General features: G+C 27.8%; 11 protein-coding genes. 2 read left to right on the forward strand and 9 right to left on the reverse strand.

Going from position 1 to position 11,737, the window contains the following annotated elements; all coding sequences use genetic code 11:
- Window positions 1–145 precede the first annotated feature (145 nt).
- The 8 genes from hypE to NG918_RS07305 all read right to left on the reverse strand — a co-directional run bounded on the left by hypE (window position 146) and on the right by NG918_RS07305 (window position 8,325).
- Window positions 146–1,153: a hydrogenase expression/formation protein HypE gene (gene hypE, locus NG918_RS07270; protein ID WP_252225515.1), complete on the reverse strand. Its 1,008-nt coding sequence runs from the start codon at window positions 1,151–1,153 to the stop codon at window positions 146–148.
- 35 nt (window positions 1,154–1,188) lie between these two features.
- On the reverse strand, window positions 1,189–2,280 hold the full coding sequence (gene hypD / locus NG918_RS07275; protein ID WP_252225516.1) for a hydrogenase formation protein HypD: 1,092 nt from the start codon (window positions 2,278–2,280) through the stop codon (window positions 1,189–1,191).
- 292 nt (window positions 2,281–2,572) lie between these two features.
- Window positions 2,573–2,785, reverse strand: coding sequence for a HypC/HybG/HupF family hydrogenase formation chaperone (locus NG918_RS07280; RefSeq protein WP_252213963.1), 213 nt, complete (start codon window positions 2,783–2,785; stop codon window positions 2,573–2,575).
- A gap of 4 nt (window positions 2,786–2,789) precedes the next feature.
- Window positions 2,790–5,201, reverse strand: coding sequence for a carbamoyltransferase HypF (gene hypF / locus NG918_RS07285; protein WP_252225517.1), 2,412 nt, complete (start codon window positions 5,199–5,201; stop codon window positions 2,790–2,792).
- A 24-nt stretch (window positions 5,202–5,225) separates the two neighbouring features.
- The gene (gene hypA, locus NG918_RS07290; protein WP_252213967.1) at window positions 5,226–5,567 is read right to left on the reverse strand and encodes a hydrogenase maturation nickel metallochaperone HypA; all 342 of its coding nucleotides are present in this window, start codon (window positions 5,565–5,567) and stop codon (window positions 5,226–5,228) included.
- Complete coding sequence (locus NG918_RS07295; RefSeq protein WP_252225518.1) at window positions 5,560–6,033, reverse strand: hydrogenase maturation protease; 474 nt, start codon at window positions 6,031–6,033, stop codon at window positions 5,560–5,562. Before NG918_RS07295 ends, hypA begins: the two co-directional genes overlap by 8 nt.
- Window positions 6,030–7,445, reverse strand: coding sequence for a nickel-dependent hydrogenase large subunit (locus tag NG918_RS07300; protein WP_252225519.1), 1,416 nt, complete (start codon window positions 7,443–7,445; stop codon window positions 6,030–6,032). Before NG918_RS07300 ends, NG918_RS07295 begins: the two co-directional genes overlap by 4 nt.
- Before the next feature lie 4 nt (window positions 7,446–7,449).
- Complete coding sequence (locus tag NG918_RS07305; protein ID WP_502800130.1) at window positions 7,450–8,325, reverse strand: hydrogenase small subunit; 876 nt, start codon at window positions 8,323–8,325, stop codon at window positions 7,450–7,452.
- 398 nt (window positions 8,326–8,723) lie between these two features.
- Between NG918_RS07305 and NG918_RS07310 the strand changes: the two genes are divergently transcribed.
- Together NG918_RS07310 and NG918_RS07315 are read left to right on the forward strand one after the other, a co-directional pair.
- Window positions 8,724–9,254: an ECF transporter S component gene (locus tag NG918_RS07310; protein WP_252213975.1), complete on the forward strand. Its 531-nt coding sequence runs from the start codon at window positions 8,724–8,726 to the stop codon at window positions 9,252–9,254.
- Window positions 9,247–9,816, forward strand: a complete 570-nt coding sequence (locus tag NG918_RS07315; RefSeq protein WP_252225520.1) for a class I SAM-dependent methyltransferase — start codon at window positions 9,247–9,249, stop codon at window positions 9,814–9,816. The genes NG918_RS07310 and NG918_RS07315 overlap by 8 nt, the downstream gene beginning before the upstream one ends.
- Before the next feature lie 59 nt (window positions 9,817–9,875).
- Here the strand turns inward: NG918_RS07315 and NG918_RS07320 are convergent, their stop codons facing one another.
- A complete protein-coding gene (locus tag NG918_RS07320; RefSeq protein ID WP_252213979.1) occupies window positions 9,876–11,546 on the reverse strand; it encodes a ribulokinase in 1,671 nt (556 codons plus the stop codon).
- Window positions 11,547–11,737: the final 191 nt, after the last annotated feature.

Below are 11,737 nucleotides of genomic sequence, written 5' to 3' on the forward strand. Positions count from 1 at the left end.
AATTACCTTTAACAAAAAAAGTAGAAAATTACAAAAAAGACTTCAGCATCTAACTAAGGGGCTGTAGTCTTTTTAACTTTATTTTAGGCTATGTTTTAGCAAAGTGTTGATATATGCATAATCAAAGTGGATAGAGTAATTGAACTTAACATATTCTTGGTAATAACTCTCCTTGTGCCATTTTTAATATTTTGGTTGAACCTAAATCTGTTTCAATGTAAAGATATTTTCTATCATCTTCTATAACCTCACCAATTATAGCTGAATCTTTCCCAAGTACATTTGACTTCATCACTCTTAATACTTTTTCTGCTTCATTTTTACTAACTATACAAATCAACTTTCCTTCATTAGCAACATATAAAGGATCAAAACCTAGAAGATCACAAAAACTCCTAACTTCTTCAGTTATAGGTATATCTCTTTTATAAATTTTCATACTTTTTCCACTTATATTTACTAATTCATTTAGGGTATTAGCTAACCCACCCCTTGTTGGATCTCTCATAATTCTAATTTCCTTGGTACATTTAATAATTTCTTTAGTTAAAATATTCAAAGCAGCGCAATCACTCATAATGTTAGATTCTACCGACAATTTTTCCCTTTCGTTAATTATACACATACCATGTTCTCCTATGGTTCCACTTAAAATTATTTTATCTCCCACTTCTACATTACTACCTTTTAATATATATCCATAACTTTCTATCACTCCAATTCCAGTAGTATTTATATATATTTTATGTCCTCGTCCTTTTTCTACAACCTTTGTATCCCCAGCCACTATTTTAACTTTTGCTTCTTTTGCAGTAATAGTCATTGATTTTACTACCTTTTCTAAATTCTCTATCTCAAAACCTTCTTCAATAATAAATCCTGCTGTAATATATAATGGAGTTGATCCACTTACTGCCAAATCATTTACAGTACCACAAATACTTAACTTTCCTATATCTCCACCTTTAAAAAATATTGGATCCACTACAAAGCTATCTGTTGTTACTGCAATTTTACCATTAAGTTCATTTAATATCGCTGAATCATTTTGCTTTTTTAATTCCTCAGTATTAAAGTATTTTATAAATATATTTTCTATTAGTTTATTTGTTTCTTCTCCTCCACTACCATGTGCTAAAGTTATAATACCCATCTTTACCTCCTAAAAAACAAAGTGGCTACGCCACATTATAAATTTTCATATACTATCCCACAAGTACCCTCACTAGATACCATGCAAGGTCCTATGGGATTGCTTGGAGTACACACTTTTCCAAACAATGTGCAATCTTTTGGTATTTTAATCCCTTTTAAAATTTCTCCACATATACAATTTTTATTTGATATAATATTCTTATCTTTTAATGCAAATCTTATATTCGCATCAAAAAAAATATACTCTTCTTTTAATTTATAACCTGTATTTTTAATATTTCCTAGCCCTCTCCAAATACTATCCCCATTTATAAAAACGTCTTCTAATAATGATTTACTTTTTTTATTTCCAAATTCTTTAACAAAGGTTTTATAAAAATTTATAAAGTTATATTCACCTTTTTCCTTCATTATTATTATAGAAAGTATTCCACATAATATATCTATAGCTTTAAAACCACACACTAACATTGGTAATTTATATTTCTTAGATAATTCCTCAAAAACTTTACTTCCTATTATTGTTGCTACATGACCTGGACATATAAATCCATCAATCTTTATCGTCTCATCTAAAATTAATGTTTCCATTGCATTTGGCATAGTTTTTAAGGAATGTAAAATAGAAAAATTATTAATATTATTACTTTTTGCTTCCTTTAAAGCCAATGCTATTAAAGGTGCTGTTGTTTCAAATCCTACTGCTAAAAATACTACTTCTTTAGTTTTATTTCCTTGTGCTATTTTTAAAGCATCTAAAGGTGAATAAATAATTCTTATATCCCTCCCTCTTGCCTTTTCTTCTCTTAGGGAACTTTTTGTCCCTGGAATTTTGATCATATCTCCAAATGAAGTTATTATTATATTTTCTTTCTTGCTTAATTCTATAGCACTATCAATGTAATTTTGTGGTGTTACACATACAGGGCATCCAGGACCCGCTATCATTTTCACATTTTTAGGTAATAATTTATCTATTCCATTATCATAAATACTTTTTGTATGGGTACCACATACTTCCATTATTCTTATTTCTTCTATTTTCGTTGCTTTTTCTTTTATTTTCTTTATCAACTTAAGAGCTATTTCTATTTCTTCTGATTTCTTTAAATTATTAATATACATATCATTTTCCCTTTATTAAATTCGCTATGTTTTAAAATAGTGTTGATATTCTAGTATAAGGGCGAACTGGCATTGGAATTTACTTTTTAGAACTCTTAATGAAAATTTGTACAATTAATTGCTTGTCATCAATCTTTGATTGGGAGCATGCATTAATTGGACTAAGCTTTATTTTAGAGTTCTTAAAGCAAATTCCCCTGTCCATGAGCTTTATACTACAATATCAACATTCACTTAAAACATAGCCATTAAATTATATTATGTTACTACAAAATCTTACCTAAGCAAAATATCACATTATTAATGTTTTAAATATTTCTAATATCTCTAAAGCCTCTTCTTCATTCTTTTTTTCTATTGCACATCCTGCATGTACTAATACATATTCTCCCTTTTTTAAATCCTCTATCAATTCTATGTTTATCACTTTATTTATTTTTCCAAACTGAATTAATGCATCCTTATTATATATTTCTAAAACCTTACCAGGAATTGCTACACACATATATTTACACCTTCTCCAATTCATTTGCTATAATAATCTGCCCTATAGATAATCCACTATCATTACAAGGTATAATTTTATGAGTTAAAATATTAAAATTATCATCTTTTAATTTAATATATAATCCTTCTAATAGTATTGAATTTTGAAACACTCCTCCGCTCAAAGCTACTGTATTTAATTTTTCCTCTTCTCTAATTTTAAGTAAAAGTTTATGTGAAAAATCTATTATAGTATTGTGAAATTTTAGTGCTATTTCACCTTTGCGTAAGTTATTTTGTATGTCCATTAAAATTTCTAATATAATTTTATTAGTATTTATTATATAAATTGAATTTTTTTTAATTATTTTATATCTATATTTATCTTTATATAAAATCTTATTATTTAATGAATTTTTAAAGTTTTCTGCTAAATTTTGTAAATACAAGGCAGCTTCACCTTCATAATTTACAATACCCGTAAATCCTAAAATACTAGCTACTCCATCAAATAGCCTTCCAATGCTAGATGTTAAAGGACAATTAATATTTTTTTCAATCATATTAATAATGAAATTAATTGGCTTATCCTTAAAATTTTTTTTAACTTCCTGTATTTTATTTTTTGAATCGCTATTTAAACAATTACGTATAACATAAAAAATATTATCTGTAAATTTCTTATCATATTCATAATTGAAATTATTTTCTTTGTACCACACTTCTTCTCTAAAAGCTTTATATATTAATGAAATCCCAATCTTCCATGGTTCTTTTACTGCCCCATCACCGCTAGGTAATACAATATTTTCAATGTGACCAACTCTTCTAAATTTTTTATAATCACATATTAAAAATTCTCCACCCCACAGTTGGTCATCTTCTCCATACCCAACGCCATCAAAAGCAACACCAATAACTTTGTTTCTCTCATTATTCTCAAACATACAACTAACTATATGGGCATGGTGATGATATACCCCTATCATATTGCAATTATTATATAATTTTCTTGTTTTATGTTGCTTTTCATCAATAAAATCATTTGACCAATAATTAGGATGATTATCAAAAGCAATTATATTAGGTTTAATATTATAGATATTCTGTATAAAATTTAAATGTTTTTCAAAATACTTAATAGATTCAATACTATCCATATCTCCAATATATGGACTAGTAAAAAAATACTCTCTGCAGCTTAAAGAAAATGTATTTTTGAATTGAGAACCTAAAGATAAAATATTATTTTCTAAGTTATATTTATAAGATAATGGTGCATAGCCTCTCCCTAACCTTATAAGCCTTTCCTCATTTAACGTTACAATTGCTACAGAATCATCTATTGGGTTATTAATATTCCTATCATGAATCAAAAAGTAATCACAGATATTTTTAAGCTTGTTCATTGCCTTGAAATTATCATATATAATAGGAGTTCCGCTTAAATTCCCACTGGTAAATATTAAAACATCTATCTCATCATCAAATAACAAATAATGAATTGGACTATATGGCAATATTACTCCTAATCGTTTATTATTAAATGAAATATTATAAGGAAGTAAATTATTCTTTTTTTCTAAAAGTAGTATTGGTTTTTTATTCCCAATTAAAATCTTTTCTTCTATTGAATTTATATTGCAATATTTATAAACAACATCTATATCCCGCATCATCAAAGCTAACGGCTTACGTTTTCTATTCTTTCTAATTCTAAGCTTTTCTATTGAATCTCCATCCTTACCATTACATATAAGATTAAATCCTCCTATCCCCTTTACACATATAATTTTCCCCTCTTTTAAATACTTTTTAACTTCCTCTATTTCATTAACATTTTTAATTACTTGTCCTTCATTATTTAAAAGAGTTAATTGTGGACCACAACTTGTGCAGCATGTTGGTTCTGCATGAAATCTTCTATTTATAGGATTTCTATATTCTTTAGTACATTCAAAACACATTTCAAACCTACTCATTGAAGTATTCTTTCTATCATAAGGAAGATTATCTATAATAGAAAATCTTGGTCCACAATTAGTACAATTTATAAAAGCATAATTATATCTTCTAGAATTGTTTATATTTAACAATTCTTTTTCACATTCTTTACATGTTGCTATATCTGGAGATATTAAAGTAATCTCTTTATTATCTACACTACTTTCTAGAATTTTAAATTCTTTAAAACTTCCTAATTTTCCATCTTCTATTTTTATTTCATCTATATAGCTTAAATCTGGTGGTTTTTCCTTGATTTCTTCTAAAAAATTTTCTACATTTTTAGAATTACCTTGAACTTCTATAACTACACCCTTATTAGAATTCTTAACATATCCTTTTAAATTATTATTTAATGCTATCCTATAAACGAATGGTCTAAAGCCAACACCTTGTACTCTTCCTTTAATTACAATCTTTTTTCTTATCATATTCCCCACTTCTTTTTTATATGATTATTCCCCTTCTATTCTATAAAGTAACATCTCATAACCTGAAATTATTTCACTACTTAAACAATTACACTTAGGACATTTTTTATTTGTAAAACTTATTGAAAATTCTTGTTGACATTTTTTACAATATGCTTTTGCCTTAATTTCATTTATTTCTAATTTTGCACCCTCACAAATTCCATTTTTACTTAATGCTTCAAATGCAAAAATAAGATACGATTTTTCAATATAATAAAATTCTCCTATTTTTAAAATAATTTTAGTCACCTTATTGATATTATTTTTCTTGCAATTATCTTCAACCATATCTATTACCGAACTCATTAAAGATACTTCATGCATAATCCTCACCATAAATCCTTTTAAGTATATTTTTTATTTCATTAAATACTTTAATTGATATATTTAAGAATTCATTTTTTAAAGTTTTAGATAACTCTAAAGAGAAATCTATATTTTCTATCTCTATACCTATTAAATACCCATTTACTTCTCTATATTCTTTTCTTAAAATCTTTAATAAACTTTCATTATGCTCATCTCTACTATTTGTAATAAACCTATCACATTCTTTAAAATCAAAAATAGAAATAACCCCCGGCTTTAATCCTAAATACGTACTATCAACTATAATAACAATATCTTCTTTGTTTATGCAGTCCAAACAATACATATAATCAGTTTCTCCAATTATAACCTCTATATCTTTACTGAGTTTCTCTATTTCATCTTTTATTTTTTCTACTATCTTTACTCCTATCCCATCATCACAAAGGAGTATGTTTCCCACACCAAAAATTTTTATCATACTATATTTATGTTAAAAGGTTCATATCTATCACTAACAATATGAGCAGCACAATTTAAGCATGGATCAAAACTTCTAACTATTCTTCCTATTTCAACTGGATATTTAATATCATTTATTTGTGTACCTATTAAAGCTTGTTCAGCGGTGCCTTTTATTCCTTTACTATCTTCAGGTGATAAATTCCAAGCTGATGGAGGTATTAAAGTATAATTTGAAACAAGCTTTTTATCTATTGATAACCAATGCCCTAAAGCACCTCTTTCTGCTTCTATTAAACCAATTCCTTTTGCCTTTTCAGGCATCTCCCACTCTTTTTGATATGCTTTTCCTAATTTAAGCATTTCTATCAAAACTTTTATTGTTTCACAAATTCTTTTTGCTTCTAAAGACTTAGCTGCAATTCTATCCATTGTAGATATTCCCCCACTATATCCTCCATTTAACGTCATTCTTGCTAATGCCCCTACTTCCATAGCATGTCCATTATATCTTGGAGCATTTATCCAACTATATGCATTCTCTTTATATGCATTAGGTTTTGCCGGTTCATCTAATCCTGGAATAATTGTTTCTGAAGTTCCATTTGCCCATGTTTTAGCAACACTCTCAGTAATATTATTAATATCAAATGTTTCTTTTACCCCATTTATAATTACTCCTGGTGCACAATACTTTATTGGTGGTGAATAATCATTGTATAATTCATAGCACATTAGATTTCCATGACCTTTACCAATTTTAAAATAATCATTATATACTTCTGATATTCTATAAACATCTGGTATTAGTTTTTCTTCAACAAAACTACTTATTACATTAATACTATATTTAATGTTCTCTATCTGCTGAATATTAATGTTTGTAGTTGTTCCTCCTACAAATATTCCATGACAATGTGGTACTTTTCCTGCTAATTCAGCTACTCCTCTATGTGCTTCTCTGCTGTATTTTACTGCTTCTAAATAATCAGAATTTATCCTATCTGTATCAGCTTTAGATAATCTATAATCAGCCTGTTTAGCCGATTCAGTCTTATATAATGGATTTAAATGTAATATATCTACATAGTCAGGAAACACAAATAAATAAATATGCCTTAAATAATTTTGAAGTAATTCAAATCCATTAGCAATATCACGTACAATTTTGCCATTAAAATCTGGCGTAACTTTCATTGCATCTTCTAAAGCTAAAGTTGCAGCCATTGTATGATGAGTAGAACAAATTCCACATATTCTTGGTGCTAAATATATAATATCTAAAGGTGATCTTCCTTGAAATATTTGCTCAAAACCTCTAAATTGACTGCCACTACTTTTAGCATCAATAATTTTATTATTTTCAATCTCTACCTCAATACTTAACAGTCCACTTACTCTTGTTATAGGATCAATTATTATTTTAGTCATATGTCTAAACCCCTCCATATCTAACAAATGGCTCATTGCCGTCTGGAAATTTAGGTCCAGCACATCCTATGCAGTTTGTATTATCTCTAACTGGCCAATTTTCAGTTCCATTCCACTTGCTTATTGGACAATATGCATAAGTCACTGGTCCTTGACATCCTAACTTAAACATACATTCTTCATCCCCAAGCTTCTTTGCAAATATTCCTGCATCAAAGAATCTTCTTCTTAAACAATTATCATGAATTGTCTGTCCATAATATGCTGTAGGTCTTCCATCGCTATCTAGTTCTGGTGCTCCATAAGAAGTAAGATATCCCAAAATCCCCATAATCCAAACTGGATTTGCTGGACATCCTGGAATTGCAATAATATCATCTCTTTTTAAAAATTCTTTAACACTAACAGCGTCAGATAAATTAGGTCTAGCAGCAGTGGGTCCACCATAAGAAGAGCAAGTTCCAACTGTAACAATATATTTTGCATTTTGGGCTATAGTTTTAACTCCCTCCATAGCCGTTATTTTTCTGCCTTTATACGTAGCAATTGTTGTATACAATCCATTATCCTTTAATGGGACTGCTCCACATACAACAAACACATAATCAGTATTTAAAGTTTGTAATATTCTTTCATAAGCTGTTTCACCTGAATCTCCACATATACTACCAAAATAATTTAAATTAACAAATTCTTTAAGTAAATATAAAACATCTGGATCCTTTGCATCAAGTAAGGATATTATTTGCCCAAAACAACCCGAAATTTCAAGCCATATAGCATTTATTTTCTGTTTTTTTCCTAATTTAACATCTTCAATTGCTCTTTCAGTAAATTTCATTGCCAATTCTTCTTTATTTTTTTGTAAACTACAATTCATTTTACAGTTATTACAATTTCCATAACTTAAAACTTTATTTTCTTCCATATTTATCTTTTTGCAAGAACTGTTAGTATATTTTAAATCTGCATATTCTTCTACATCATTATCTTTTATTTGATTCATATAAAAATTTTTATTATCTAAGTAATCTATATTTTCAATTCCATACAAATCTTCTGCTTTTACATATTTTACTGGCACTATAAATCCATTTTCCATTTTTAAAATATACATGTATTTATCTCCTAAAAAATAATCATTATATATAATATTATTTTACTTTTAAAAAAATTCTTCTATGATAACTGTTCTAAAAGAAATAATTCATAATAAAAATATTGTAAAGAAAACTTTTAGAGTACTAATAAATATTTGGTTATAAGGAGAAATTAAAAATGAATGAAAAGACAAAAAATCTAGTACGAGCTGGATTACTCCTAGCACTAGGAATAATAATTCCATATACCTTTCATATGACAGGATTACCAGGTAATATATTCTTACCTATGCACATACCTGTATTACTTTGTGGATTTATCCTTGGAGAAAAATATGGCTTACTTATAGGATTTATAACTCCAATAATTAATTCAATTATTTCAGGAATGCCTCCTATATATCCAATAGGAATATGTATGGCATTTGAACTTTCAAGCTATGGGCTAATAGCAGGATTAATGTACAAAAATAAAAAGTATAATATTTTTATATCTTTAATAACTGCTATGATTATAGGTAGATTAATTTCAGGTATAACAAATTATATTTTGTTAACTGTTTCAGGAAATGGCTTTGTACTTGCTTCATTCTTAACAGGTAGTTTTATAAAGGGAATATGGGGAATAATTATTCAACTTATATTAATACCAATAATAATTAAAATTATTGAAAATAAAATAGATAAGGATGTAATTATAAATGGATGATTTAGAATTTTTTAATAGTGTTGCATTTAAGTGGGATGAAATGTGTACACATGACGATAAAAAAATCAGAAGAATTATAGAATTATCAGATATAAAAAGTGGTTCTAAAATACTTGATGTTGGAACAGGAACGGGTATATTAATTAGTTATTTATTAGAAAAATCTCCTACTAAAATCGTTGCCGTTGATAATTCTGAGAATATGATTAAGGTATGTAAAAGTAAGTATAATGATAAACGAGTTGAATTTATTGTAAATGATATTATGAATCTTGAGAATTATACATTTGACTATATTTTTATTTACTCAGCTTATCCACATTTTAAAGATAAGTATGCACTGTTTAACAAACTTTATAACCTTTTAAATAAAGATGGTAAAATAGTTATTGCTCATTCAGATAGTAAAGAAAAAATAAATAATGTACATTTAAAAAAACCTCAAATAAAATACAATGTACTTCCTCCAGTAGAAAATACCATAATCATAATGAACAATTATTTTTATATTGATAAAAGCATCGATAATGAAGAAATGTATTACGTGTCTGGAATAAAATAATAAAATAAACACCAACGTCCTATATAAAAACATTGGTGTTTATTTTAAAACATAGCCTATTATTTATGCTTTGCTGTCGCTTTAATATTTTTTAATCTTTTCATGACATCGTTTGCACCTTTGCCAAAATAATCATTAAGTAATAAATACTCTTTGTATAAGCTATCATATGTAACTGCATTTTCATGAATAGGTTTAAATGTACCTTCTTTTACTTTACCTAAATGTCTAGCTACATCATTAGCATTTTTATATCCTGTCACTTCTTCTTTAGCTGCTGCAATTCCTAAAATCGCACTTCCTAAAGCTCCTGATTGCTTAGTGTCTATTATTTTTATTTCTTTATTACATACATCTGCATATATCTGAACTAACATAGGATTCTTTAATGGTATTCCTCCAGCTACACATATTTCATTAACTGGAACACCATGCTTTTCAAATTGTTCAATAACAACTCTTGTCCCATAAGCAGTTGCTTCTATTAATGCTCTATAAATTTCTTCTGGTTTAGTCTTTAATGTCATTCCTAATATCATACCTGTTAAATCAAAATCCATTAAAGTTGATCTTACTCCATTAAACCAATCTAATGCTATAAGTCCACTCTGTCCAACTTTATAGTTTTCTAATTTTTTGTTTAATAAATCAAAATCACTAATACCTAATTTTTTTGCTTCTTCTTTATATTTGGCTGGTAAGGCATTTTCTTTAAACCAAGCAAAATGATTTCCCACACAACATTGTCCAGCTTCATATCCAAAATATCCTGGAAGAATACCATCCTTTACAATTCCACAAACTCCTGGAATTCCTTCTTCTGTTTCAGACAATAACATATGACAAGAAGATGTCCCCATAATTATAAGCATTTTTCCTGGTCCATCAATCTTACTTGCAGCTACAGAAGCATGAGCATCTATAATACTAACCCCTACTGGAGTACCTTCTTTTAATCCTGTTTTTTCAGCCATATCTTTAGTTAAATACCCTAAGCATTCACCTATAGATTTAATATTAGTAGATAATTTTTCATCTACCACATTTTCCATTTTAGAATTTAATGATTTAAAGAACTCTTTACTTGGATATCCCATTTCATGATGATAAAAAGCTTTATATCCTGCTGCACAAGCACTTCTTACCTCTTCACCTGTTAATAACCATGTAATCCAGTCACACGCTTCTAAAATTCTACCACTTGCTTCATATACCTTAGGAGATTCTTTTACAATTTGCATAATTTTAGGTATCATCCATTCACTTGAAATTTTCCCTCCATATAAAGACAACCATTTTTGATTTGTCTCACTTGCAATTTTGTAAATTTCATCAGCACAATATTGCGCTGAATGATGATTCCATAGCTTTGCATAAGCATGAGGATTATGTTTATATTCTGATAAATAACAAAGAGGAATACCCTCTTTTGTTGTTGGTAATATAGTGGAAGAGGTGAAATCCACACCTATTCCTACTATATCATCATTATTTACTAAATTTTCATCCATAATCCCTTTTAAGGTTTCAATTAACCCTGTTTCATAATCTTTAGGATGTTGTAAAGCCCAGTCAATTCCTAGTTCTTCTCCTGTTGGAATATTATCAACCATTACTCCATGTGGATATTCATAAATTTTAGTTAATAACTCTTCTCCTGTTTTTATATCAATTAATAATGTACGAACTGATAAAGTCCCAAAATCAATACCAATAGCATACTTACCCATAACTTTTATACCTCACAAATTCTACTTTTATTTTTCTCTATACTTTAGAGATATGGCTGTATCAAAAAACATATATATCTTTATTTGCTATATTTAAGCGAATGTTAATATTGAATATAAGGAAAAACTAGCATTCGAATTTGATTATACTCAATATTAACTTCTTAGATATATTTGAAACAGACTCTTCA

This window comes from Clostridium sp. ZBS2 (genome assembly GCF_023845855.1).
GTDB classification, from domain to species: Bacteria; Bacillota; Clostridia; order Clostridiales; family Clostridiaceae; genus Clostridium; species Clostridium aquiflavi.

Bases quoted from the DNA above. Each gene is read 5' to 3' on its own strand.
- NG918_RS07280 (WP_252213963.1), bottom strand. From the start codon at position 2,785: ATGTGTGTAGCAATTCCTGGTAAGGTTTTAGAAATATATAATAAGGAT.
- hypA (WP_252213967.1), bottom strand. From the start codon at position 5,567: ATGCATGAAGTATCTTTAATGAGTTCGGTAATAGATATGGTTGAAGAT.
- NG918_RS07320 (WP_252213979.1), bottom strand. From the start codon at position 11,546: ATGGGTAAGTATGCTATTGGTATTGATTTTGGGACTTTATCAGTTCGT.
- hypF (WP_252225517.1), bottom strand. From the start codon at position 5,201: ATGATAAGAAAAAAGATTGTAATTAAAGGAAGAGTACAAGGTGTTGGC.
- NG918_RS07310 (WP_252213975.1), top strand. From the start codon at position 8,724: ATGAATGAAAAGACAAAAAATCTAGTACGAGCTGGATTACTCCTAGCA.
- hypD (WP_252225516.1), bottom strand. From the start codon at position 2,280: ATGTATATTAATAATTTAAAGAAATCAGAAGAAATAGAAATAGCTCTT.
- NG918_RS07295 (WP_252225518.1), bottom strand. From the start codon at position 6,033: ATGATAAAAATTTTTGGTGTGGGAAACATACTCCTTTGTGATGATGGG.
- NG918_RS07305 (WP_502800130.1), bottom strand. From the start codon at position 8,325: ATGAATTGTAGTTTACAAAAAAATAAAGAAGAATTGGCAATGAAATTT.
- NG918_RS07300 (WP_252225519.1), bottom strand. From the start codon at position 7,445: ATGACTAAAATAATAATTGATCCTATAACAAGAGTAAGTGGACTGTTA.
- hypE (WP_252225515.1), bottom strand. From the start codon at position 1,153: ATGGGTATTATAACTTTAGCACATGGTAGTGGAGGAGAAGAAACAAAT.
- NG918_RS07315 (WP_252225520.1), top strand. From the start codon at position 9,247: ATGGATGATTTAGAATTTTTTAATAGTGTTGCATTTAAGTGGGATGAA.